The following is a 24,442-nucleotide window of genomic DNA, read 5'->3' on the forward strand; positions in this document are numbered from 1 at the left end:
AGCTGACATTGTCAAGAAGTTTTTTCCAGCCAAACTTCTTTTTTCCGCCCCCAGCGACTCGGAAAAACTCTCCGCGTCAAATGGGACGCTGGTTATAACAACTATCTCCACCACCGTCAATACCTTTTTTCCCCGTGGCGAATATTCGCTTTGGATCGTTTACCCCCGCGGGTGGATTTGTTGGTGCAGTCGTTTCAGCCGCTCGCGGGTGACGTGGGTGTAAATCTGGGTGGTGGAGAGGTCGGCGTGCCCCAGCATGATCTGTACGCTGCGCAGGTCGGCGCCGTTTTCCAGCAGATGGGTAGCGAAGGAGTGCCGCAGGGTGTGGGGCGAGATGTTCTTGCGGATACCGGCCATCAAGGCACGCTTCTTGACGATGTTCCAGAACGCCTGACGGCTCATGTCCGCGCCCAGCCGGGAAAGAAAGAGAAAGGGGTTCGCGCACCGCGGATCGAGCTTGGCGCGTACCGCCGCAAGATACGTCCCGACCTTGTCCCGGGCCGACTCGCCGATGGGCACCAGACGCTCCTTATTCCCCTTCCCCACGGTCATCAGGTAACCGGAGTCCAGATTGACCTCGCGCAGCTTGAGGCCGACCAGTTCCGAAACCCGCAGGCCAGTGGCATAGAGCAACTCCAGCATGGCCAGGTCGCGAACGTTCTCGGCCGACGTGCCGGCGCAGGCGGCGAACAGGGCATCCACTTCCTGGGTCGTGAGAAATCCCGGCAGTTTATGCAGGATGCGGGGCGCTTCGATAATCGAGGTCGGATTGGTTTCGGCGTAGTTTTCCACCATCAGGAACTTGTGGAACATGCGAATGGCCGACAGGCAGCGCGCTCGGCTGCGCGGGCCGATCCCCCGGTCTTTCAGCCGTCCCATGAAGAGGGCAATATCCGTAGCTTTCACGCTGCCGGGAGATGTGGCGCCCTGCTTTTCGAGAAAGTCGAGGTACCGCGTCAGGTCGCGGCTGTAGGCCTCCTGGGTGTTGGCGGAGAGCCCCTTTTCCACGGCCAGATAGTTTATGAACAGATCGAGGTAGTCGTTCATGGAATTCGAATCTCCCCCGGAATGGCACACAATTCACGGTCGGAACCGATCACCTACGACTTCTCCAGCTTCCACCGCAGATACAACTCATCGACCTTGTCCCTGGCCCAGGGGGTCTTGCGCAAAAACGTCAAGCTGGACCCCATACTCGGATCATGGGTGAAACACCTGATATCGATACGTTTCCCCAACTCCCCCCAACCGTAATGATCGACCAGCTCCGTCAGCATCATCTTCAGCGTGACACCGTGCAGCGGGTCGTTGGACTGTTTTTCCATCATATGCCTGCCTGATTGCTGGATTGTTGTTCCATGGTTTTCCCTGTTCTTCGCACCATCAGTGAAACACCAGCCGGCCGCCGTAAAATCCGAGAACCGTGCAATCAGCGGCACAGGCGGCCAGCAGAAGCAGGTAGCCCCAGCCGGCATCCTGGATGGGATGGAGGAGCAGTTCGGGATGGGAGGCGCGCAACAGCACCGCCGGCAGAGCCAGGATAACCAGGAGCCCCGAGCCGGCCATCTTGATCTTGAACACCCGGGTCATGGCCCCCCGGAAACGGAGCTTCCAGTCGATGACCCCGCTCAGGGCAGCCACGGGCACGGAAAGCAAACCCAAAAGGACGCACACGTAGGCACCCGCCTCGAATTCCCGAATTCCCAGCACCAGATAGATCAGCGTCGCGGCAAAGGCGACCGGAAAGAGGGCCTGGGGAAAGTGCACACATACGGGGTGCAGGTGAGGAATCTTCCTTTTCTGGTCGTCGGTCATATTTCCCCCCTCAGCACCTTGATATTATACCCACTCGTCGATGGCCCGCATCAGGTACGGTATGATCTCCTGCAACTTCTCTTCGGATACGATCTTCTGGCCGAAGATATCTCGGACATAAAAGACGTCGGCAACCTGATCGACCTTGGTGGAAATTTTGGAAACACCGATGTAGAGCCCCAGATGGGTCAGGGTGCTCGTGATCAGGTAGAGCAGTCCGACCTTGTCATGGGTGTAGATATCGATGACCGTATAGTCTTCCGACACCTCGTTGTCGATCTCCACCCGGGTCGGAAAACGCGGGATGGGACGCGTGGTGAGGAGCGAGGGGCGCTGACGGTGCTCCACAAGCTCCGCCACGCTGACGTCACCATGCAGGGCCAGGCGCATATCGTCCTGGACCTTTTGCCAGCGGTGCTCGTCGGTGATGACCATGCCTTGGGGAGAATTGACCTGGAGTATGTCCAGCACCTTGCCGTTACGGCTTGTGTTGATCTGAGCCCCCAGGATGTTGACGCCGTTGGCGGCCATGACACCGGTAATGCGCGAGAACAGGCCAGGCATGTCGTGGGTGCAGATGGTGAACTCGGAATAGCCGCTCTCCTGCTGATGGACGACCTTCATGAGCAGGTCGCTCGTTTCCAGGCCGAGCAGCAGCCGGGCATGGCCGGAGATCAAGGCCAGGTCATTGGAGAGCAAGAGCCGGACCGGCATGGCCTTGAGTTCTTCCCGGACCGTCGCCACCGGGAAATCGTCCTGCAGCAATTCCGTAACCCTTTTGATAACCCCCTTGACCCGTTCGCTGCTGGCCTCCAGGTGAAAATCGCCTCGCTCCAGAACGTTGAAGGCCTTTTCGTACAACTCTTGGAACAGGAGCGCCTTCCAGTTGGTCCAGACATCCGAGCCAACCGCCCTGACGTCGGAAATGGTCAACAGGTACAGCATTTTCAGGTTCTCGCTGGTTTCCATCTGGCGCGCGAACTGGACCACCATCCGTTCGTCGTGCAGGTCGCGGCGCTGGGAGATGTGGGCAAACAGCAGGTGCTGGCGCACCAAAAATTCCAGCCGTTCGGTACCTTCCTTGGAAAGCCCCATGCGCCGGGCAATGGTGGGGATCATGGCGGCGCCCTTTTCGGCGTGACCTCCCCCCTCCCCCTTGCCGATGTCGTGAAACAGGACCGCCAGCAGCAGCAGTTCACGCTTGCCGATCTGGGAGGCGACCTCGCACGGAAAGGGGAGCTGGTCCTTCGCTTGGCCGGTCAGCATCTTCTCGGCCTCTTCCACGGCAAACAGGGTATGGATGTCCACCGTATAGATATGGTAGATGTCGTGCTGCACCTTGCAGTAGATATGCTCCAACTCGGGGATGTAACGGTTGAGGAACTCCAGGTGGTGCATGCTCCGCAGGGTTTCGGCCACCCCCTTGGGCGAACGGAGGATCGTCAGAAACGACTGGTTCACCTCACGGTTGCGGCGGAATTTGTCGTTGACCAGATATAGGCTTTTGCGGACCAACGCCTTGACGCGGACGTTCAGGAGGACGCCGTGCTTCTGGGCCAGCTCGAAGATGCGCATCAGGACAACCGGGTTTTTCTCCACCACCGCCTCGTCCGGGATGATCAACTCCCCTTTGAGCACGAAACAGCCGTCCCCCACCGGGCGGCGCACGAAATAACCGAGGATCTTCAGGGCTCCTTCATCACGCCAGATGCATTGGGACACCAGGCTTGAAGCAAAGTGTTCGACCCGGTTGGCGTGGCGGTAGTAGTCACGCATGAAATCTTCCACGGCAAGGACCTTGCCGTGATCCTGGTACCCCATGAACCGGGCCAAGTGCACCTGTGCGTCAAAGGTGAGCTGGTCGTTCTTGCGGCCGTTGAAATAATGCAGTTCATTGCGGATGCGCCAGAGATAGTCGAGGGCCGCGTAATAGGTGTCCAGCTCCTCTTCCGTCAATATGCCCTTGATGATCAATTCCTTGGGGCTGGTGAACTTGTATTTGACGCGCGCCGTCCACATGGCGGTCTGCAGGTCGCGCAACCCCCCCTCGCCTTCCTTCAGGTTCGGTTCCAGCAGGTAGACGGTCGAGCCGTATTTTTCCCGGCGACTCTTCATGTCGGCCATCTTTTCCTTGATGAACTTGTCGCTGGATTTGGTCATGATCTGGGTCAGGATCACCTTGGAGAGGTTATCGAACAGCTGCCGGGGACCGCTCAGGTAGCGGGCGTCGATCAGGGCGGTCTTGACCGTGCTGTCAGCGGCGGCCATTTCGACGCAATCGGAGATCTGCCGTACCGAATAGCCCACGTCCAGACGCATATCCCAGAGAAAATACAGCATCTTCTGGGCCACATCCTCCACCCGTGCCGCCGGCATGCTGCCGTCGTGCAGGAACATGATGTCGATATCGGAGTAGGGATTCAGTTCGCCGCGGCCATATCCCCCCACCGCCACCAGGCTGATGTGTTCCAACATGCTGCCGCCGTCGACGTCGTACAGGATGCTCTGGAAGAGCTTGTTGTTCAGTTCGTCCATCATGTCGCAGATCAGATGCGCCACCTCGCTGCCTGAGGCGCCCCCGTTGTGCAGCAACTTGATCTCTTCACGGTAGTGGTCGAGAAAATTCTTGCAGCCGGAAAAATACAACGGCCGTTTCTCTTCGAATCCGGCCATACCTGCGTCGCCAACAGCGTTTATGTCATCGGGAAAATAGGGGTCGATAAAGAATTGCATGGGGCTCCTCTCGGGGGAAACGATGCCGTCCGGGATGACGGTTATGATACGGACAGGCATCGTCGGCGACCGTACGGGAGGGATTATACGTCAGGCGCGCCGGTGAGTCAAAAGCAATAAAAAGGCGGCCGAAGCCGCCTGGAAGCTATTTCACTCCACTCGCATCAAACGGCCGACGCCGTTCTCGATCTCGGCGTGGGCCTTGAGGCGCAGGCACCATTCTCCGGGAATGGCGGAAACGCCCAGAGATGCCCCCAGCCAGGCCCCAACCATGGCCGCCCGGCCGGCACTGTCACCGCCGGCCGCCGCCGTGGCTTTCAGCGCCCCCCCGAAATCGTCGGCATGGTGCAGGGCACAGTGGACGGCCGCAGGAAAGCTGCTGGCCAGGGGACACGACTGACCGAACCGGGCCGTCACCGTACGCACCGGGAGCGTGCGGGACGAAAAGGCATCCGTAATCTTCCCGCTGACTTCGGCGCCCAAAAGTCCCTCCCCATCCATCAACTCCACAGTCCTTTTGAATGCGTCATCCAGAGAGTGCCCCAAGAACAACTCACGCAGGATCATGGCGTGGGCCTTGAGGTAAATCACGGCCCGGTCGTTATTCTGACAGACCCTGGTGGCCCGTTCCACCTGGAGAAGGTAATCGCTGCTGCGGAAATAGCGCGCCGCCAGAGGCGCCAAACGGCTGATGGTGGCCGGCTGGTCATCGTCGGCCCCTTCCTGGAAGCTGTAGGCCGCATCGGGATGGGCCTCCCGGAATGCCCGGTAGTTGGCCAGCGTCTCCTTGGCGGCATGATCCCGGTACCCCTTGTAGGCCGGGCATTCCATTATGGCCACGAAGCGGCTCCCGAAATCGGCGGCATCGAAACCGTCCCGTTCCAGCAGCGAACGGAGCAGGAGCAGCGCGGCGTCGCCGTAGTGGGTCAATTCCCCCGGTTCCTTACCGAAGTGGTAGTGCCCCTCGGCCGGCGGGTCAAAACCTTGCGGTCCCCCGGGGAAGAGCCGTTCCAATTCATTCAGGTCGTAAATCCAATGGCTTCCGAGGCAAAAGGCATCCCCCACAAACTGCCCCCACACCGCCCCGGCGATACGGCTGGCAAGGGAAACATCCTGACTGTTGAGCGCTTTTTTGCTATTCATACTCGCAACCTCCCCTGACTGCACAGAACACGTAACCGTATATTCAGTATACCGCTTTCCCGTCATTATGGGAAAAAATGCTGCCGCGTCGCAAGATGAAGGAAACAACAAGCACAACAGACAGAACGCCCCGCCTCGGAAGTCCGAAACGGGGCGTTTATTTTTACACGTTATTTGTTGGTTCCCATCAGCCCAAGACGATGATCAGGTCTTCCTTCTCCACCTTCTCCCCCTCCTTGAACTTCACTTCGGCTACCTTGGCGTCGGCCCTGGCCTTGATGTTGGTCTCCATCTTCATGGCTTCGGTCACCATCAGCACGTCGCCGCCCCTGACCAGATCGCCGGCCTTGACGTTGACCTTGAGCACCTTGCCCGGCATGGGGGCGCCGAGATGGTTGGGGTTGCCCTTGTCGGCCTTCTCGCGCAACGCCTCATCGCTCTTGACCGACTGGTCGCGGATGACCACCGAGCGGTTGTTGCCGTTCAGCTCGAAGTACACGGTGCGGGTGCCGTCGGCCTGCACGCGCCCCACGGCGTTGAGCTTGATGATAAGGGTCTTGCCCGGTTCGATTTCGATGGAGGTCTCCTGCCCCGGTTCCAGACCGTAGAAGAAGATCGGCGTGGGAATGACCGAGGTGTCGGAGTATTCCTGACGGTGGCGGTCGAATTCGGGATATACGTGGGGGTAGAGGATATTGGAGACCATGGCCTTGTCACTGACTGCATGCTCCAGCTTCTCCTCCAGCTTGAGCCGTTCCTCGTCGAAATCCACCGGTTCCAGCAACTCGCCGGGGCGGCAGGTAATCGGTTGTTCCCCCTTCAGGATGATCCGCTGCAGATCCTGCGGCCACCCCTGGTAGGGCTGGCCCAGCATCCCCTTGAACATCCCCACCACCGACTCGGGGAAGGCCAGCTCCTCCCCTGCGGTGAAGACATCGTTCGGCTCCAGATTGTTCTTGACCAGGAACATGGCCATGTCGCCCACCACCTTGGATGACGGCGTGACCTTGACGATGTCGCCGAACAGGAGGTTGACCTTGTGGTACATCTCCTTGCACTCATCCCAGCGTTCCAGAAGGCCCAGACCGGCCACCTGGGGTTTGTAGTTGGAATACTGGCCGCCCGGGATCTCGTGGTGGTAGACCTCGGCCGTACCGGACTTGAGGCCCGATTCGAAGGGGGAGTAGTAGTCCCGCACCGTCTCCCAGTAGTTGGCCAGTTTTTGCAAGCCGGGGGCGTTGACCTTGGGATCGCGCTCACTCCCCTCCAGGGCCGCCACCAGGGCGTTCAGGTTGGGCTGGGCCGTCAGGCCGGAGAGGGACGACAGGGCCGCATCGACGATGTCCACCCCCGCCTCGCTGGCCTTGAGCAGGATGGCGCTGCCGTTGCTGGAGGTGTCGTGGGTATGGAGATGGACCGGGATGCCGATATTTTCCTTGAGCGCCTTGACCAGCTTGTAGGCGGCCAACGGTTTGAGCAGACCGGCCATGTCCTTGATGGCCAGAATGTGGGCGCCCATGGCTTCCAATTCCTTGGCCATATTCACATAGTATTCCAGGGGATACTTGTCCCGCTTGGGATCGGTGATGTCGCCGGTGTAGCAGATGGCGGCCTCGCAGATCTTGCCGGTCTTGCGCACCGCATCCATGGCCACCCGCATGCCGGTGGTCCAGTTGAGGGAGTCGAAGATGCGGAAGATGTCGATGCCCGAGTTGGCGGCCTCTTCCACGAACTTCTGCACCACGTTGTCCGGGTAGTTGGTGTAGCCCACGGCATTCGAGCCGCGCAGGAGCATCTGGAACAGGATGTTGGGGATCTGTTCGGAGAGCTTGTGCAATCGCTGCCAGGGGTCCTCCCTGAGGAAGCGCATGGAGACGTCGAAGGTGGCGCCGCCCCAGCATTCGAGGGAGAACAGATCGGCCCCCAGATGGGAGGTCGGCTCGGCGATCCTGAGCAGGTCGTAGGTGCGCACGCGGGTGGCCAGGTTGGACTGGTGGGCGTCGCGCATGGTCGTATCGGTCAAAAGCAGTTTATTCTGTTCCAGGATCCACTTGGAAAGCCCCTCGGCCCCCAGTTTCATGAACAGGTCGCGGGAGCCGGATGGACGAGGTTTGGTCACGTCGGTTTCCGGCACCCGGGCCTCCAGCAGGTCGGCGGATTTGAGCGGCTTGGCGATGCCGGGCGAACCGTTGACAACCACCTCGCCCAGGAATTTGAGCACCTTGCTGGCCCGGTCTTTTTTCTCCCGGACCTTGAGCAGTTCCGGGTGTTTCTCAATGAACGAGGTATCGCAATCCCCCTTGAGAAAGACCGGGTGGGCGACGACGTTCTCCAGGAAACCGATGTTGGTCTTGACGCCGCGGACTCGAAACTCCTGCAGGGCCCGGTTCATGATGTTGGCAGCGGCCTGGAAGGTCAGCCCCCAGGAGCTGATTTTGACCAGCAGGGAGTCGTAATGGGGGGTGATCTTCGCGCCGGTGAAGGCGTTGCCGGCATCCAGCCGCACCCCGCAACCGGCCGCCGAACGGTAGGTGGTCAGGGTCCCGAAGTCCGGGGCAAAGTTGTTGGCCGGGTCTTCGGTGGTGATACGGCACTGGATGGCGTAGCCGCGCATATCGATGGCGCTCTGGCTGGAGATGTTGATCTCCGGGTCGGACAGCTTGTGGCCGCAGGCGATCAGAATCTGGTCCTGCACCAGGTTGCGGCCGGTGATCATCTCGGTCACCGTGTGCTCCACCTGGATGCGGGGGTTCATCTCGATGAAGTACCAGTTTCCCTCCTGATCCAGCAGGAACTCTACGGTCCCGGCATTACGGTATTTGACCTGGCCGGCGATCTTGAGGGCCGCGTCGCACAACTCCTCGCGGGTTTTCTGGGACAGGGACAGGGAGGGGGCGAACTCCACCACCTTCTGGTGGCGGCGCTGGATGGAGCAGTCACGCTCGTAGAAGTGCACCAGATTGCCGAAGTTGTCCCCCAGCACCTGCACCTCGATATGCTTGGGATTGGCCAGGTAACGCTCCAGGAATACGGCAGGATTGCCGAAGGCCGCCTTGGCCTCGCTCCCGGCGGCCACCAGCCCCTCCAACAACTCCTTCTTGTTGTGGGCCACGCGCATGCCGCGGCCGCCGCCGCCCGCCGCGGCCTTGATGATGATCGGGTAGCCGTGTTCCTTGGCGAACCTGAGCGCTTCCTCCTCTTTCCCGATGGGCTCTTCGGTGCCGGGTACGGTCGGGACCCCAGCGGCAAAGGCCACCTTGCGGGCCGCCACCTTGTCTCCCAAGGCACGTTGCATTTCGGCGGTGGGGCCGATGAAGGCGATCCCGTTTGCCTCGCACTTCTCGGCAAACTCGGCGTTCTCGGCCAAAAAGCCATAACCGGGGTGGATGGCATCCACATCCGCCTTGAGAGCCAGGGCGATGATCTCGTCGATCCCCAGGTAGGCGTCGATGGGCGCCTTGCTCTTGCCGACCAGGTAGGCCTCGTCGGCCTTGTAGCGATGGAGCGACAGCTTGTCCTCTTCCGAATAGATGGCTACCGTGCCGATACCCAATTCGGTACAGGCCCGAAAGATACGGATGGCGATCTCGCCGCGATTGGCGGCCATGACCTTGCGGAACTTCTGTTTCTGCATGAATGTCCTCCGAAGTGTAGGGGTACCGTGGAACATTTAACGTGGGTGAAATTCGTGCGCCTGAAACCGCCAAACATTTAGCAAAACTAAATTTATTCAGCTATTTTAAATAGTTATATCGTAAACAATGGCGACAATAAAACAAGTTATATCGTAAACAATGGCGACAATAAAACAGATTGAGGGGGCTTTGTCAACTATGATTTTTCAGGCCGTGATGGCATCGGTAGGGATACAGGGAAGGTCGTGCCGAGTGGAGCCAGGAAAGACGGTTGTTATGCGCAGCGGGGCGGGTGATTCGGGGTCAGAACGAAAAGAAGAACGTGGCGCCTTTGCCCGGTTTCCCCTCGGCCCAGATGCGCCCCTGGTGTTTGTTGATGATGCGCTGCACGGTTGCCAGCCCGATGCCGAATCCTTCGAAATTGCCGTCGGTATGCAGGCGCTGAAAGGTTCCAAAGATCCTGTCTGCCTTGTCCATAGCGAATCCGACGCCATTATCCCGGACAAAATACACCGGTTTCCCATCGGTGGTGGCCATACCGAATTCTATCTGCGGTTCGTCTTTGAGAGCGGTGTATTTCCAAGCGTTTCCCATGAGGTTGCTCAAAACGATGTGCATCAGGTGTTTGTCGGCGCGACAAGAAACACCCTCCTGGATGCAAAACCCGGTCTGCCGGTCCGGCTCCTTCATATGCAATTCCTCCCTGATGCCGGAGGCAATCGCAGTGAGATCCACCGTTTCTTTGTCGACAACCTGTTGCGACAACTTGGAAAAAACGATAAGGGCCGACAGCAGATCCTCCATCTGCTTTGCTTTGTGGCTGATGATCCCGACGATTTTTTCACCCTGTTCATCCAGGCTTGCGCCGCACTTGTCCAAGAGCAACTGACTGTAGCTGCTGATGATGGTCAACGGATTCCGCAAATCGTGGGAGACGGTATAATTGAATGCCTCCAGATCCGCATTGGCGGATTCCAGTTCCCGTGCTCGGTCCGCCAGCGCGGCGTTGAGGGCTTCGATCTTTTCTTCGGCACGCTTGCGGGCGGTTATATCTTCCTTTACGGCAACGTAGTTGGTAATGGCGCCGGTTTCGTCGATGACCGGAGAAATGGCGGCAGACTCCCAATAAAGTTCTCCGTTTTTTTTCCGGTTCAGAAATTCTCCGTACCATTCCTTTCCCGAAGTGATGGTACGCCACAGGGCGTCATAAAAAGCTGGTGACATGTCCCCTGACTTGAGAATGCGCGGGTTTTTCCCCATGACCTCATCGGGGGAGTAGCCGGTAAGTTCAAAAAACTTGGGATTTGCATATTCGATCTCTCCGCGCTCATCGGTTATCAACACCGTACTGGGGCTTTGTTCGACGGCGCGGGAAAGCTTGCAGATAAAACGGTGTTGGGAGGCAACCTTCCTCTTCAGCGAGATCATGGTAATGTTCTTGTCGATAGCGGCAAAGAGCTTTTCGTAATTAACCGGTTTGAGCACGTAATTGTTTATGCCCAGTTCGATGGAGTCCAGCAGGTATCTCGTCCCGCTGTGGGCCGTCAAGACAATGATGGCCGTTTCCGGGGCAATGTCCCGTATGGAGGCAGCCATCTCAACGCCATCCATAACCGGCATGCTGATGTCCGTAATGACGATATCGTGGTGATGCTGTTTGAAGAGCGCAAGCCCCTGTTCCCCGTTCTCGGCAACATCGAGGCGCGTGAAACGGTACTTGCTTTCAAAGACCGAGCCGAGGATATCCCTGGCGCTCTGTTCATCCTCCACATACAAGACGGAAACTAACGGCTGGGCGGCCCGCATATCAAACCTCGATCGTGAATTCGGCGCCATCGCCCGTGTTGCGGACGCTGAGTTTGCCGTTCATATTTTTTTCTATGATGGTTTTGGCCATGAACAAACCGATGCCGGTCCCCATATCCGGCCCCTTTGTCGTGAAATAAGGTTCGAACATCTTCTCCAGAATGTGCGCGGGGATGCCGCCCGCATTGTCGCGTATGGTGACCACTGACGTCCCCTCCCTGCTGAAGCTCCCGATCACGACCCTAGCGTCATCAATATCGCGCTCCGTGAAGGCATCACGCGAGTTCAGTAGGATATTGAGAACCACCTGGGAATATTCATTGGGAAAACCGAGAACCCGCACATCGCCCTCCGAGTTCGCATCGATCCGTATATGATGGGCCTTGAAGCTTTCGTTGATCAGCGAGATGGTTTGCAGGATGACGGCATGTACGCTGAAGGAACTCTTTTCCTTGTCCGGCTTGAAGAAGTTCCTGAAATCATCAATGGTCCGGGACATGTGATAGACAAGTTTCATCGCTTCCTGTGTATTCTCCTGCAGGAAATCGGCGTCGAACTTACCTGAGTTATAGAAAAGCTGCAACCTCTGGATAATGAGTCCGAGGGTATTAAGCGGCTGGCGCCACTGATGGGCGATATTGCCGATCATCTCGCCCATTGCGGCCTGACGGCTCTGGAGCAGCATCAACCGCTCCTTCTCCCGGAGATCCTGCTCCGTACGCAGACGTTCGGCGGTCTCCGCCAGCAATTGTTGTTCGGCCAGTTTCCGCTCGGTGATATCGGTGTGGGACCCGGCCATACGGTGGGGATTGCCGTCGCTGTCACGAAAACAGGCGCCGCGCGTCAATACCCAGCGGTAGCTGCCGTCCTGGTGGCGCAGGCGGCATTCCAGACAGAACTCGGGGATCCGCCCATCCAGATACTTATTCAGAGCCTCCAATGCGGCCTGATAATCATCGGGATGGATCAAGCTCATCCATTCTTCCATGACATTATCTATTTCATTCTCGCCGTACCCCAGCATCTCTTTCCAGCGGGATGAGACAAAAGCCGTATTGGTCTCCAAGTCCCAGTCCCAGATGCTGTCGCTGGCCCCCTGAACGGCAAGCATGTAACGTTCGTTACTCCTGCGCAGCGCCGATTCCGTCTGCTTGAGGGCGGTAATATCGAACGCGGTGGCTCGGCACATGACGTAGTTGCCGTCCTCATCCCGGATGGCAACCGCATTGACCATGACCGACACGTGGCTACCGTCTTTACGAACCAACTCGAATTCTGCCCCTTTTACCTGGCCTTCCCGCTTCAACCGGGAGAAGGTTTCTTCAAACATCCCCTTGCTGTCATCCGCGAGAATGTCGCTGAAGCACATCTTGCCGATGACCTCATGGCTACGGTAGCCCAACCAATTGAGTTCCGTATCGTTGATGAGCACGAAGACGCCGTGATCGTTCAGAGAGTGGTAGCCGCAGGGGGCGTTATCGTACAGGTCCCGGATTGCATCTGAGGTCCTGACGAGGTACTCCTCCGTCCTCTTCCGCTCCGACGCATCGCGAAAGATGATGCACGCCCTGAGGTTCCCATCCTTGTCGGCAAAGAGCGATGAGCTTATGTCGCAGGGGACCCTGCTGCCATCCTTGCGAATAAACAGGACCTCGCCACGCGCCTTGCCGGTATGTGCCCGCTCATCGAGCAGGGTCGTTGCCCGCTGATCTGTCACGTCGACGATGTCCTGCCTGCTCCGGCCGCACACCTCCTCTTCGGTCATCCCGAGGATGCGGCAGGCCTCGGGATTGGCCTCCAGCACATCGCCGTCTGAGGTGGCAAGCAGGATGCCGTCGATGCTGTTGTTGAAGAGGGAGCGGTAGCGTTCCTCGTGCTCCCGCAGGGCATCTTCAACCCGCTCCCGCTCGGCAATCTCCATTTTCAGAACCTGGATCGTGTCCGCCAGTTCACTGGTTCGTTCGGCAACCCGCTGTTCGAGTTCCGCATGGGTCTGCTGGAGCTCCTGCTCAATCCGTTTTCGTTCGGTGATATCGGCAACGATGGAAAAGAGATGATCCCTCCCCCGAAAACTGATGGTGCCGGAAGAGACTTCCACACTCCGTAGGGAGCCGTCTGCCAGGCGATGTTGAAACACAAAACGCGAAGAGGCGCCGTTGCCCGCATGTTTCATATTATCCCTGGTTTCGGCCTCATCATTCGTATTGATGTCGAATATGCGCATGGCGACAAGCTGCGCTTTGGGATAGCCGTAAAACGCGACCGCCGCCGGATTGGCATCCACAATACTCCCACTGTGAGGCTCAATTATCAGCATCGCGTCATTGCTGCTGTTGAACAGACTGTCGTAACGCGCCTCGCTTTCCATGCACGATGCCTGCATCCGCGCATGCATTCTCAGAAAGGCGACCGATAGCCACAGTACGATTATCGCCAGGATTCTGTTGAAGAGGGAAATTTCGAAATGGGTGGCCGGAGGTGTCGCCAGGAGGTCCACAAGCATCAGCACGGTGCAGGCGCCGGCCAGCCACGTGACCGGCCCGGCCCCCAGCCACCGGAATAGGAACAGCGGTACGAAGAGGTAACCGATCCAGACCGCAGCACCGGGTGGGGTCAGCAGGTCGATAACGAAGATGACGCCACAGAGCGCGACTGCCGCCGCCAATGATACAACATGTTGTCGTGTCTCAGCCATGGTCGGATCAGCTACTCCCGGAAAAGAAAGATTGCCACTACGATTTTTTCGCCAATTAAGGACCACTTTTATCCCAAAGCCATCATGCAGTATTCATAGCAAAAGATCACAACAATTTCACCTCTATATTTTTTAATGTCGAGACCGTAATGATCGAGCTGGAAATGCCATGGGCGCAGACATGGCCGACGAGAGTCCCGTTCCCACTGAAACAGGCCGGTCCGACACCGGAGAACGGCGTCTATGTGTGCAATAAATCCTGCTTATTTATTCCGGCAGGTATCCTGGCCGATTGAAATGCCGATTGTTTTGATATAGTATTCGGGAAAAAGTACCTCAACAGCACCGATTTGGGGAAAGAAGGCACGCATCTTTGTTCCTGCTACACGCATCAAGCTGAAAAATCCGACCATATGCGAGTTGACCATGGAAAAGAAAAATAAAGATAAAACACCCATCATGATCGTGGATGACGACACCCAGGCCCTGTCACTCCTCGAGTCGTTGCTCTGCCATGACGGATACGAAAACGTCATCCCCTTTGAAGACAGCCGCAGGGCACTCGATTACTTCAACACCCAGGAGGTCGCCGCCGTGGTGCTGGATCTCTCCATGCCCAGGCTCCACGGCATGTACCTCCTTGAGCTTTTTACCAAGAACAAGCCGCAAGTCCCGGTAATCATCGTGACAGCGGAGAACCAGATTGATTCTGCAATCGAGTGCATCAAGGCCGGAGCGGTCGATTACCTGACCAAGCCCATATCGATCAACCGTTTCATGGCCAGCATCAGCCGGGCGCTGGAACTGCGCTCCCTGAACGACGGCCTAAGCTCCCTTCAGGACCCGGAGCAGGCCGTCGGCTTACCCTCGGCCATCGCCTCCCGCCATTCCATTATTACGCACAACAAGAACATGCTCTCCCTCATGCAGTATGTGGAGGTCATATCGAATTCCCATCAGGCGGTCCTGATCAATGGGGAAACCGGCGTAGGCAAGGAACTCGTTGCCCGGGCGATACACACCATGAGCAAGCGCAAGGGAGAGTTTGTATCCATCAATATCTCGGGGTTGGACGACCTGATGTTTTCCGATACGCTCTTCGGTCATAAAAAGGGGGCCTACACCGGGGCGAACCAGGACCGGGACGGCCTCATAAAAAAAGCGGCCAACGGCACCATATTCCTGGACGAGATCGGTGACCTGAACGAGTTGTCCCAGGTAAAACTGCTCCGCCTTCTCCAGGAAAACGAATACTACCCCCTGGGGTCGGACAACCCACTCCAAAGCAATGCGCGCCTCGTGGTCGCTTCAAACCACAACCTGCGGCACTTGGTAAACGAGGGGAAATTCCGCAAGGACTTTTACTACCGCCTCTGCACGCATCAAGTGACGATCCCCCCCCTCCGGGACCGCCTTGACGACATACCGCTCCTTCTTGACCACTTCATTGATGAGACCGCCAAGATTTTTGGCAAGGAACGTCCTACGTACCGGAAGGGGCTGGTAGAGCTCCTGTGCAGCTACGATTTCCCGGGCAATGTCCGCGAGCTCAAGGCCATGGTCTTTGATAGCGTGACCAAGGCCGCCTCATCGAAACTGTCGTCCGAGTACTTCAGTGAACTTATCGAGCGGGAGCGGGATTCATTCCCGTTCCAGGGCACCTCCTCCGCGCCCCAGAATCTCGTGGGGGGCAACGGCGTCACCTTCGACCGGTTCCCGACCCTGAAGCACGCCGAAACGGAGCTGATCCGCAGAGCGCTGGAAATCGCAAAGAACAACCAGGGGGTAGCCGCCCGGCTGCTGGGCATCACACGGCAAGCCCTCAACAATCGGTTGCAACGGATCAAAAAGGGCCCCACCGCATAATTCTGTATCCCGCGGTGGGACGATGGGGTCAGCACAGCGGTCGGCCCCGGGAAGAGCGGACAAAAAAGCCCGCCTTGAGGGCGGGCCGGGGAATACCGGATAAACAAAAAACCTATTTTTTATGGCACTGTTGACACTCAACCGGGCCTTTGTCGTAGAGATCGTGGCAGGAAATACAGATTTTGTGGGCAGTGTCCTTGCCCCAATTATCAATCTTGCCGCTTTCGCGCGTGTGACAGTGAAAGCATTCGTTGTTCAAATCCTTCTGATGTTTTCTATGCTGGAACGGGAGCACCATGACCCCCATCTTGAGGTTGATGACCTCCGGGCCGGGATTCGGAGCCGCCACCGCCGGAACGGCTGAAGACATCCCATACAGCAACAACGCAATCATCGGCATCACCAATCTTTTCCTCATTAGGTCCATCCTCCTGTGGCTTTGATTCCAGCTACCCGGTCGTCACCCCAAAAGAACAGTCGCCTGACGTGAAAGACCGAATACATCGTATGTATACATCATTGTCATAGTGGAAGCTCCGATTTTAAATGACTTTTCAGAAATGAAAAGCATTTTTTCCTCTGTGGGAAACTTTTGCGCTCCGGCCGGACAGGGAAACGCTTCCCCCCACCGCCGTTTTTCATGATCAAACGAGGCCTCAAATTATGCGCCCCACAAACACTGTAGGAACGGTTCGCGGTTGAATTTATAGATTTTGCAGGTATGATACGTTCCCAACACGAATACGATCTCGCGGGCACAACCATGAAAATCCACAACCTCCTCGTCCATCTTCACAACAACGTTGACGCCTTTGCCCTCAAACCGCGTCATCTTGACCTGATCCGCGGTATGCTTCCCGACGCCCGTATTAGCATCGCCGAAGGAAATAGTGATTTCCTTGACCGGCTTCCGGCAGCCGACTGCGCATTGACCTGGGTGTTCAAACCCGGTTGGTACGAAGGGGCTCCAAGGCTGAAGGCCCTCTTTACGCCCGCCGCCGGGCATGATTGGGTGGCTGCAGACCCGACCGGCCGGGTGAAGACCTTTTACGGCAGCTTCCACGGCCGCATCATGCGTGAAAGCCTCCTCGCCATGATGCTCCACTTCAACCGGCATGTGGGGAAATCGCTGTCCGACCAGCAGGGTAGAATCTGGGACCGCCCCGGCTACAGCGAGTGTGTAGCGCTCTTCAGCCAGAGGGTGCTGATCGTCGGTTTTGGATCCCTGGGCCGGTCCATGGCCGAACTGCTAGCAGCCTTTGGGGCACGCATTACCGCGGTCAAGCGTGATACGAGAGGGTTCGAGGGCGCCCCTCACGTTGACAACGTGATCCCCTTCGGCAGCCTGGAAGAGGAACTCCCCTATGCCGATCACGTAGTCCTGGTTTTGCCCGGTGGGGCGGAAACCGACGGCATCTTTACCCAGCGGCATTTCACTGCCATGAAACCGGGGGCCTACCTGTACAATTTGGGGCGCGGTAACTGCTACCAGGAGGAAGATCTTCTCAGCGCCCTCAAAACGGGTCCCCTCGTCGGCGCCGGGCTGGATGTCTTTGCCGAGGAGCCGCTACCACCCGCCTCGGCGCTCTGGGAACAGCCCAATGTGGTGATCACGCCCCATTCCAGCGCCATCAGCCGGGAGTATCTCGATCTTTTCATCCATGAGTGGGTAGGGATTTTACGGGAGATGTGAGAGAGACAGCGCGGTACGGTTTACGGCAGAAAAAAGAATCCGACAACCGTAAAAACAGTTATCGGATTCAATGAGGTTTGGCGCGCCCGGCAGGATTCGAACCTGCGGCCCACGGCTTAGAAGGCCGTTGCTCTATCCAACTGAGCTACGGGCGCATACTCTGTTGACGAAGAGGAAGTTCTGATATGTAGCATAAAACTCCGCTGACGGCAACCGTCAATCACGCGCAGACAAGCAATCGATAACGAAAAACGCCGGGGGGATGCCCGGCGTCCAGTGCCCATCATTCCTTCGTCAGCTTCTCTCGAATCGTCGCGACGATCTTGTCGTACAGCCCGTCCCCGTCACGGGCGGTGATTTTTTCCTTATCCACCGTGGCCATGGGCATCTCTCGACAGGCAGAGCACTGTTTCACGCATTCCTTGATCTTGATGTTGAGATCGGGAAATTCCTCTTTCAGGCGGCGGTACACCTTGCCCTTGCCCTTGTTATGTTCGCAGAAACGGATTTTCACGCTACACCGCGAGGGGGGCGCCGACGGGCGGCACAAACACACGCTGCGCCATGTCGGCATCGATCATCAGGATACCGTGGCCATTGTCGCCGACCAGCTTGAGCTTGGCGATCAGGTCCCGGTCATTGTTCTCTTCCTCTATCTGTTCGGTCACGAACCATTGCAGAAAGATCTGGGTGGCATGGTCTTTCGCCTGAACCGCCTGTTCGCTCAAGTCGTTGATGCACTTGCTGATAAGCTCCTCATGGGTGAGGGTCCTCTGCATCATCTCCAACAGCGACTTGTAGGTATTCGGCACGGCCTTGCTGGACAGGAGTTCGATATTCATCCCCTGGTCAACGAGGTAGGTATAGAACTTCATGAAATGGACCATCTCCTCACGGTACTGTACCATGAACCAGTTGGCGGCGCCCTTCAGCCCCATCTCATTGGCGCAGGAGGACATGGAAAGATAGATATGCGCGGAATAGAGCTCAAGGTTCATGTGCTTGTTGAGCGAGTCAGCCACTTTTTTGCTTATCATGGGTGTCGTACCTCCTGTCGGATATGTAGTTTATCTGAGTATACCCCTGAATCAGACGATTGAAAGCCCTTTCAGCAACGTCCGGGGGAGCGTTCGGATTCAGGCGGCCCGTCGGGAGAGCCTGAATACCATGAAACTGCCCACGAGGAACATGGGCAGGCTCAAAAGCTGCCCCATGGAAAAGAAGTTGAAGAAGAAACCGATCTGGGCATCGGGTTGGCGGAAAAGTTCGACGATAAACCGGAACAGGCCATAGCCGGCGCAGAAGGTCCAAGCCGGGATACCGGTCACGTCCGACCGCCGGGACATGATCCGCACGATGAAGAACAGAACCACCCCCTCCAGCAGGGCCTCATAGAGTTGCGAGGGGTGGCGCGGCAGTTCGCCCCCTCCCGGAAAGACCATCCCCCAGGGAACATCCGTTGTCCTGCCGTACAATTCCCCGTTGATGAAGTTGCCGATCCTGCCGAGCCCCAGACCGATGGGCGCGCACTGGGCCGCCATGTCGATCAGCGCCCAGAAGGAGATTTTCTTGCGCCGGGCATACAGGACAAAGGAGGTGATAACCCCCAGAAAACCGCCGTGGAAGGACATGCCGCCCTTCCAGACCGCAAAGATCTGCAACGGGTCGGCGAGGTAGACCTTCAGGTCGTAAAAAAGGATATAGCCGAGCCGTCCCCCCAACACCACCCCCATGGCGCCGTAAAAGACCAAGTCCGCCACGTCGTCTTTGGTCAGGGAGTACTGTTTGCGGCGCACCTCGGAGCTGAGGATAAAATAGGTGGCGGCGAAGGCCAGAACGTACATCAGCCCGTACCAGCGGAACTGGAGCGGGCCGATGCTCAGGAAAACAGGGTCGATATGGGGAAACGGCATGGGGCCGGGAACCTCTCAGGCGCCGCAACCGCAACTGCGGGTGCAGGCTCCGACGCGCATGCGCAACGCCCTGATGTAAGAGGCGTCGGTGGCGGTCTGTATCTCCTGGAGGACGTTCTCGGGCACAGCCGTGTCGAGGGAAAGCAACACCATGGCCTCGCCCTTCTTTTCGTGCCGCCCCAGGTTCATGGAACCGATATTGATGTTGTACTGCCCCAGAATGGTGCCGATCTTGCCGATTATGCCGGGGCGGTCATTGTAATTCAAGAGCAGCATGTGCTCTTCCGGGCTAAAGTCCATGGAATAGTCGCGCAGCCGCACGATACGGGGAACCCCTTCGAAGAGCGTGCCCGAAACCAGCCGGCGCTTGCCCTCCCCTTCGATGACCAGGGTGATGACATTGGAGAAGGCCCCCCCCTGGGTCGTCTTGGACTCTTCCACCACGATGCCCATCTGCTCGGCGATCAGCGAGGCATTGACCATGTTGACGTCCTGGTCCACCACCCGGTTCAGCAGGGCGGTCAGGCCGCAGACGGTCAGAGGTGAGCAGTCGTAATGGGCAATACTGCCGGCAAAACCGAAACTGACCTTTTCCAGATTGGTGTCCACCAGTTGGATGCCGAAGTCGCACATGACGCTCATCAGGTTGAGGAACGGCCGCATCTGGTCCATGAGGGCCAGGTCGAAGCGGGGGATATTGACGGCGTTTTCCATCGGCTTGTCGTCCAGGTAGTTGATGATCTCGCGGGAGACGTCGATGGCCACGTTGACCTGAGCCTCAAAGGTGTTGGCCCCCAGGTGCGGGGTTACCACCAGCTTTTTGTTGGCGATCAGTTGTTTGAGCGTCTCCGACGCGGGCGGTTCCTGGCTCCAGACGTCGACGGCGCCGCCGAGCACCTTGCCGGAGACGAGATTGTCCAGCAACGCCTGCTCGTTGATGATGCCGCCTCGCGCCACGTTGAGGATGATGACGCCGCTCTTCATCAGCCCGAATTCGCGGGGGCCGACCATATTGCGGGTTTCGTCGGTCAGGGGTGTGTGAACCGTGATGATGTCGCAATTTTTGTAGATCTCATCGTGGGATACCAGTTTGACCCCCAGGTCGTTGGCGCGCTTGACCGAAACGTACGGGTCGCAGGCCAACACCTCGCATTCAAAAGCTTTGAGCCGTGCCGCTACCCGGCCTCCCACCTTGCCGAGGCCGATCACACCGGCTACCCTGCCCTTCAACTCGTGGCCGGTAAAGGGACCCCGCTTCCATTCCCCCGCTTTCAGGCTGGCGTTGGCAATGGTGACGTTGCGGCAGAAGGAGAGCAAAAGTGCCAGGGTATGCTCTGCGGCGCTGTTGGTGTTGCCGAATGGCGCGTTTACCACGATGACGCCCTTGGAGCTGGCGTAGTCCACATCCACGTTGTCGATGCCGACCCCGGCCCGAGCAACGATCTTCAGCTTGGTGGCCGCGTCCAACAGAGCTTTGTCAACGGTAGTGCCGCTGCGGGTGATGATTGCTTCATAGTCGCCGATGACCGCCAGCAGTTCATCTTTCTTCAACCCCAGCTTTACGTCCAGTTGGATGCGCGCATCCTGGGTCAACAGGGCAAGACCTTCCGCAGATACTTCATCAGTTACGATAATCTTCATTGCAACTCCCCAGTATCAATAATTTGTGGCCTCATAGTAGCCTTGACGGATAAAAATTGCAAGAGCCGGGAGGGTATACGGGGCTGGTTGTGTTGATTTTGGGATGCAAGTGGTCTATGGTTTAAATTTTATTACATAGTCGAGGAATAGCCCGTGCCCCCAAACATACCATTCAACATCGTGCTGGTCGAACCGGAGATCCCTCCCAACACCGGCAATATCGCCCGCCTGTGCGCCGCCACCGGCAGTGTCCTGCATCTGGTGGGGCAACTCGGCTTTTCCATCGACGACAAGCACCTGAAACGTGCCGGCCTCGATTACTGGGAGCATGTGGCCATGCGCCGCTGGGATAGCTTGGAAGAGCTCCAGTCGAGCGCCCCTCAGGGCCGTTTTTTCTATCTCAGCACCAAGGTCGCCCGCAGTTACCTGGAGGCCGCCTTCCAGCCGGGGGATTTTCTGGTCTTCGGGCGTGAAACCAGGGGCTTGCCGGAAGAGTTGCTCAACGCCAATCCGGACACCTGCATCACGATCCCCATGCCGGCCGGCGCCGTACGGAGCCTGAACCTGTCCACATCGGCGGGAATCGTCCTGTACGAAGCCCTGCGCCAGTCAGGCCGGCTCGACCACACCGAACGGGAGGCACCATGATATCCCTACGCCCCTACCTGACCGCTTCCCTCCCCGGCATCGGCGGCACGATCAAGGAATCCTGCGACGACTTTCTGGTGGAGGAGATCCCGGCCTATCAGCCCTGCGGCTCCGGCGACCATGCCTACCTGATCGTGGAAAAGCGCGGTATCACCACCCTGGAGGCCATCCGCCGCATTGCCCGGCATCTCAACGTCGCGGAACGCGCCATCGGTTACGCCGGGATGAAGGATGCCGCCGGCGTCACCCGGCAGACCATCTCCGTGGAGCACGTCAAGCCGGAATCGGCTGAAGGGGTAGAACTGGACGGCCTGAAGATCGTCTCCGCCACCCGCCACACCAACAAACTCAAACTGGGTCACCTCAAGGGGAACCGCTTTCGCATCGTCGTCCGGGACATCGCGGCGCATGCCGGGGAGGTCGTCCCCGCGGTTCTGGAAATCCTGCAACAACGGGGCGTGCCCAACTATTTCGGCTACCAGCGCTACGGCAGCCAGGGAAATTCCCACCTGATCGGCGCCGCCATGCTGCGGCACGACTGGCAGGGGGCGACGGACCGGCTCATGGGCGAACCGGAGGCGGTGCGCGACGAACAGTGGCGAGCCGGGATCGAGGCCTATCAACGGGGCGACCTGGCCGGGGCTCTGGAGTTGTTTCCCCGCCACTGTCGCAGCGAGCGGGAGGTGCTGCAACGGCTTGCCGCCCGGCCGGACGGGTTCGAGCGGGCCTTTGCCGTCATTCATCCCCGCCTGAAAAAGCTCTACCTCTCGGCCCTGCAATCCTGGCTCTTCGATCAGGTGGTGGAACGCCGTATCCAACAGATCGATGCCCTGCTGCCGGGAGACCTGGCATGGAAGCATGTGAACGGCGCCTGCTTTCTGGTGGAGGATGCGGATACTGAGGCGGAACGGGCCCGCACCTTTGAGATATCCGCCACCGGACCGATCTTCGGCTGCAAGATGAAGCAGCCGGCGGGAAAACCGCTTGAAATCGAACAGCAGATTCTCGACAATGAACAGATACGGCCGGCTGATTTCGACATGGGGGGCGGCTTGAGGATGGAAGGGGAGCGGCGGCCGCTGCGGATACCGCTGGAAGCCCCCTCTTTTCGGATCGAAGGCGATAGGCTGGAACTGGAGTTCAGCCTGGTCAAGGGAAGTTACGCCACAGCACTGCTGCGGGAGATCACCAAGAACTTCTGATCACATTTTACAAATCGTGAATGGTGAATCGTGAATAGTAAAATCGAATTCTAGCCATTCACCATTCACTAAAGGAACGGAATGATGACCAACAACATCCTGATCGATTCCCACGCCCACATCTACTATCGCGACTATGCCGGCGACTTCGACGCCATGCTGAAACGCGCCGAGGATGCCGGGGTGGGTGCCATGCTGGTGGTGGGCACCGACATAGAATCGAGCCGCGAGTCGGTCGCACTGGCAGAGAAGTATCCCCATATATATGCGGCGGTCGGGGTCCATCCCCAGGATGCCGGCCGGGTAACGGAACAGTGCTACGACGTTATCCGGGACCTGGCCCGGTCCAGCGCAAAGGTTGTGGCCATCGGGGAGATCGGCCTGGACTTTTACCGCGACTATTGCCCCCGCGACGAACAGGAGGCGGTGTTCCGCCGTTTCTTGCGCATGGCACACGAACTGGAGCTGCCGGTCGTCATCCACGACCGTGACGCCCATGAGCTCATGCTGGCAATCCTGCGGGAGGAGCGGGTACACAAGGGGGTGTTGCACTGTTTCTCCGGCGATGCCGCCATGGCCGCCCAAGCCATCGACATGGGGTTGTACATCTCCATCACGGGCACGGTCACCTACCCGTCCAATGAGGCGTTGCGCACTGTGCTGCGTGGCGTCAGCATCGATCGTCTGCTGGTGGAGACGGACTGCCCGTACCTGACACCGGTTCCCCACCGCGGGAAGCGCAACGAGCCGGCCTATGTGCGCCTCACGGCGGAGAAGGTGGCCGAGACCAAGGGGCTGTCCCTGGATGATGTGGCCCGGATCACCACCAAGAACTGCCGCGACCTGTTCGGCATCCGCCTGTGGGACCAGTCCACCAAGATCGCCTACATGATCCGCAACTCCCTCTACCTGAACATCACCAACCGCTGTTCGAACCGGTGCAGCTTCTGCGCGAAGTTCGACGACTTCACCGTCAAGGGGCACAACCTGCTTCTGGACGGGGAGCCTTCCTTCGAGGAGATCATGGCGGCTGTCGGCCAACCGGAGGGAATCGATGAAGTGGTTTTCTGCGGCTACGGCGAGTCGCTGATCCGCCTGGACCTGGTCAAGCGGGTGGCGGCCGAGCTCAAGGGGCGCGGCTACCGCATCCGCATCAACACCGACGGCCAGGCCAACCTGGTCCACAAGCGCAACATCCTGCCCGAACTGGCCGGACTGGTGGACAGCATCTCCGTCAGCCTGAACGCCCCGGACAGCACTACCTACGACCGGATCTGCAATACCCCCTTCGGCGATGCAGGATTCGAGGGCGTTTGCGACTTCATCCGCGCGGCACGGGAGCATATCCCCCAGGTCGTGGCCAGCGCCGTAACCGTGCCGGGGGTCGATATCGACGCCTGCCGCAGGCTGGCCGAATCGTTGGGTGTGGAGTTTCGCGTGCGGGAATATTCCGAGGTGGGGTGACGGGCAAATACCCATGATATGTTGTCACGGGAGATAACGGAGTGGGGTGAATTCTACTCGTAAGTGCACCACATGAGGTAAGAGCAGGACATGATGGGATTTTCTGGTAGTGTGAGAAGCGCGACCCACTCACATCCGGAAAGGAGCCCACCATGTCCTACACCCATCTTACCGAAAAAGATCGATAT

At 58.2% G+C, this 24,442-nt stretch carries 18 protein-coding genes and 1 tRNA gene; 5 read left to right on the forward strand and 14 right to left on the reverse strand.

All coding sequences use genetic code 11. The annotated features are described in order from the left end of the window. Positions 1-159 precede the first annotated feature (159 nt). The 8 genes from xerD to F6V25_RS16515 form a co-directional block, all read right to left on the reverse strand. Entirely contained in the window at positions 160-1,047 is an 888-nt protein-coding gene (gene xerD / locus F6V25_RS16480) for a site-specific tyrosine recombinase XerD (RefSeq protein ID WP_151129703.1), read from the reverse strand. A gap of 53 nt (positions 1,048-1,100) precedes the next feature. Next, the gene (locus F6V25_RS16485; RefSeq protein ID WP_151129704.1) at positions 1,101-1,328 is read right to left on the reverse strand and encodes a VF530 family protein; all 228 of its coding nucleotides are present in this window, start codon (positions 1,326-1,328) and stop codon (positions 1,101-1,103) included. Positions 1,329-1,383: 55 nt separating this feature from the next. Then, a complete protein-coding gene (locus F6V25_RS16490; protein ID WP_151129705.1) occupies positions 1,384-1,815 on the reverse strand; it encodes a DUF2231 domain-containing protein in 432 nt (143 codons plus the stop codon). 24 nt (positions 1,816-1,839) lie between these two features. Next, positions 1,840-4,548: a [protein-PII] uridylyltransferase gene (gene glnD, locus F6V25_RS16495; protein ID WP_151129720.1), complete on the reverse strand. Its 2,709-nt coding sequence runs from the start codon at positions 4,546-4,548 to the stop codon at positions 1,840-1,842. Between the two features lie 150 nt (positions 4,549-4,698). After that, positions 4,699-5,691 carry an ADP-ribosylglycohydrolase family protein gene (locus F6V25_RS16500; RefSeq protein ID WP_151129706.1) on the reverse strand — a complete coding sequence of 331 codons (993 nt, stop codon included), beginning with the start codon at positions 5,689-5,691 and terminating at the stop codon, positions 4,699-4,701. Between the two features lie 187 nt (positions 5,692-5,878). Continuing rightward, positions 5,879-9,325, reverse strand: a complete 3,447-nt coding sequence (locus F6V25_RS16505) for a pyruvate carboxylase (protein ID WP_151129707.1) — start codon at positions 9,323-9,325, stop codon at positions 5,879-5,881. 304 nt (positions 9,326-9,629) lie between these two features. Next, a complete protein-coding gene (locus F6V25_RS16510; protein WP_191966242.1) occupies positions 9,630-11,132 on the reverse strand; it encodes a sensor histidine kinase in 1,503 nt (500 codons plus the stop codon). Between the two features lies 1 nt (position 11,133). Next, positions 11,134-13,827 carry a PAS domain S-box protein gene (locus tag F6V25_RS16515; RefSeq protein WP_151129709.1) on the reverse strand — a complete coding sequence of 898 codons (2,694 nt, stop codon included), beginning with the start codon at positions 13,825-13,827 and terminating at the stop codon, positions 11,134-11,136. 426 nt (positions 13,828-14,253) lie between these two features. Between F6V25_RS16515 and F6V25_RS16520 the strand changes: the two genes are divergently transcribed. Further along, on the forward strand, positions 14,254-15,693 hold the full coding sequence (locus F6V25_RS16520) for a sigma-54-dependent transcriptional regulator (protein ID WP_151129710.1): 1,440 nt from the start codon (positions 14,254-14,256) through the stop codon (positions 15,691-15,693). 112 nt (positions 15,694-15,805) lie between these two features. Here F6V25_RS16520 and F6V25_RS16525 read toward each other — a convergent pair whose 3' ends face one another. Continuing rightward, positions 15,806-16,111 carry a cytochrome c3 family protein gene (locus F6V25_RS16525; RefSeq protein ID WP_151129711.1) on the reverse strand — a complete coding sequence of 102 codons (306 nt, stop codon included), beginning with the start codon at positions 16,109-16,111 and terminating at the stop codon, positions 15,806-15,808. 345 nt (positions 16,112-16,456) lie between these two features. Here F6V25_RS16525 and F6V25_RS16530 point away from each other — a divergent pair, with 345 nt between their 5' ends. After that, positions 16,457-17,386 carry an NAD(P)-dependent oxidoreductase gene (locus tag F6V25_RS16530; protein ID WP_151129712.1) on the forward strand — a complete coding sequence of 310 codons (930 nt, stop codon included), beginning with the start codon at positions 16,457-16,459 and terminating at the stop codon, positions 17,384-17,386. Between the two features lie 78 nt (positions 17,387-17,464). Here F6V25_RS16530 and F6V25_RS16535 read toward each other — a convergent pair. The 5 genes from F6V25_RS16535 to serA all read right to left on the reverse strand — a co-directional run bounded on the left by F6V25_RS16535 (position 17,465) and on the right by serA (position 20,940). After that, positions 17,465-17,541, reverse strand: a tRNA-Arg gene (locus tag F6V25_RS16535). 128 nt (positions 17,542-17,669) lie between these two features. Further along, positions 17,670-17,900, reverse strand: coding sequence for a DUF1450 domain-containing protein (locus F6V25_RS16540; protein ID WP_191966243.1), 231 nt, complete (start codon positions 17,898-17,900; stop codon positions 17,670-17,672). Between the two features lies 1 nt (position 17,901). After that, positions 17,902-18,423 (reverse strand): ferritin, encoded by a 522-nt coding sequence (locus F6V25_RS16545; protein ID WP_151129714.1) that lies wholly within the window; start codon positions 18,421-18,423, stop codon positions 17,902-17,904. Between the two features lie 99 nt (positions 18,424-18,522). After that, entirely contained in the window at positions 18,523-19,299 is a 777-nt protein-coding gene (gene lgt, locus F6V25_RS16550; protein ID WP_151129715.1) for a prolipoprotein diacylglyceryl transferase, read from the reverse strand. A 15-nt stretch (positions 19,300-19,314) separates the two neighbouring features. Further along, complete coding sequence (gene serA / locus F6V25_RS16555) at positions 19,315-20,940, reverse strand: phosphoglycerate dehydrogenase (protein ID WP_151129716.1); 1,626 nt, start codon at positions 20,938-20,940, stop codon at positions 19,315-19,317. Between the two features lie 153 nt (positions 20,941-21,093). On the opposite strand from serA, the gene F6V25_RS16560 reads away from it, so the two are divergent. The 3 genes from F6V25_RS16560 to F6V25_RS16570 all read left to right on the forward strand — a co-directional run bounded on the left by F6V25_RS16560 (position 21,094) and on the right by F6V25_RS16570 (position 24,254). Beyond that, on the forward strand, positions 21,094-21,588 hold the full coding sequence (locus F6V25_RS16560) for a tRNA (cytidine(34)-2'-O)-methyltransferase (protein WP_151129717.1): 495 nt from the start codon (positions 21,094-21,096) through the stop codon (positions 21,586-21,588). Then, the gene (gene truD / locus F6V25_RS16565) at positions 21,585-22,790 is read left to right on the forward strand and encodes a tRNA pseudouridine(13) synthase TruD (protein ID WP_151129718.1); all 1,206 of its coding nucleotides are present in this window, start codon (positions 21,585-21,587) and stop codon (positions 22,788-22,790) included. The genes F6V25_RS16560 and truD overlap by 4 nt, the downstream gene beginning before the upstream one ends. A gap of 81 nt (positions 22,791-22,871) precedes the next feature. After that, positions 22,872-24,254 carry a TatD family hydrolase gene (locus F6V25_RS16570; protein WP_151129719.1) on the forward strand — a complete coding sequence of 461 codons (1,383 nt, stop codon included), beginning with the start codon at positions 22,872-22,874 and terminating at the stop codon, positions 24,252-24,254. The last annotated feature ends 188 nt before the right edge of the window (positions 24,255-24,442 follow it).

Origin of the sequence: Oryzomonas japonica (assembly GCF_008802365.1) — a bacterium.
In the GTDB taxonomy this organism is placed as follows: domain Bacteria; phylum Desulfobacterota; class Desulfuromonadia; order Geobacterales; family Pseudopelobacteraceae; genus Oryzomonas; species Oryzomonas japonica.

Excerpts from the sequence above, each read along its gene's own strand:
- F6V25_RS16530 (WP_151129712.1), top strand. The coding sequence starts at position 16,457 with ATGAAAATCCACAACCTCCTCGTCCATCTTCACAACAACGTTGACGCC.
- F6V25_RS16500 (WP_151129706.1), bottom strand. The coding sequence starts at position 5,691 with ATGAATAGCAAAAAAGCGCTCAACAGTCAGGATGTTTCCCTTGCCAGC.
- F6V25_RS16515 (WP_151129709.1), bottom strand. The coding sequence starts at position 13,827 with ATGGCTGAGACACGACAACATGTTGTATCATTGGCGGCGGCAGTCGCG.
- F6V25_RS16510 (WP_191966242.1), bottom strand. The coding sequence starts at position 11,132 with ATGCGGGCCGCCCAGCCGTTAGTTTCCGTCTTGTATGTGGAGGATGAA.
- xerD (WP_151129703.1), bottom strand. The coding sequence starts at position 1,047 with ATGAACGACTACCTCGATCTGTTCATAAACTATCTGGCCGTGGAAAAG.
- truD (WP_151129718.1), top strand. The coding sequence starts at position 21,585 with ATGATATCCCTACGCCCCTACCTGACCGCTTCCCTCCCCGGCATCGGC.
- lgt (WP_151129715.1), bottom strand. The coding sequence starts at position 19,299 with ATGCCGTTTCCCCATATCGACCCTGTTTTCCTGAGCATCGGCCCGCTC.
- F6V25_RS16490 (WP_151129705.1), bottom strand. The coding sequence starts at position 1,815 with ATGACCGACGACCAGAAAAGGAAGATTCCTCACCTGCACCCCGTATGT.
- F6V25_RS16520 (WP_151129710.1), top strand. The coding sequence starts at position 14,254 with ATGGAAAAGAAAAATAAAGATAAAACACCCATCATGATCGTGGATGAC.
- F6V25_RS16525 (WP_151129711.1), bottom strand. The coding sequence starts at position 16,111 with ATGAGGAAAAGATTGGTGATGCCGATGATTGCGTTGTTGCTGTATGGG.
- F6V25_RS16570 (WP_151129719.1), top strand. The coding sequence starts at position 22,872 with ATGATGACCAACAACATCCTGATCGATTCCCACGCCCACATCTACTAT.
- F6V25_RS16505 (WP_151129707.1), bottom strand. The coding sequence starts at position 9,325 with ATGCAGAAACAGAAGTTCCGCAAGGTCATGGCCGCCAATCGCGGCGAG.
- F6V25_RS16485 (WP_151129704.1), bottom strand. The coding sequence starts at position 1,328 with ATGATGGAAAAACAGTCCAACGACCCGCTGCACGGTGTCACGCTGAAG.
- F6V25_RS16545 (WP_151129714.1), bottom strand. The coding sequence starts at position 18,423 with ATGATAAGCAAAAAAGTGGCTGACTCGCTCAACAAGCACATGAACCTT.
- serA (WP_151129716.1), bottom strand. The coding sequence starts at position 20,940 with ATGAAGATTATCGTAACTGATGAAGTATCTGCGGAAGGTCTTGCCCTG.
- glnD (WP_151129720.1), bottom strand. The coding sequence starts at position 4,548 with ATGCAATTCTTTATCGACCCCTATTTTCCCGATGACATAAACGCTGTT.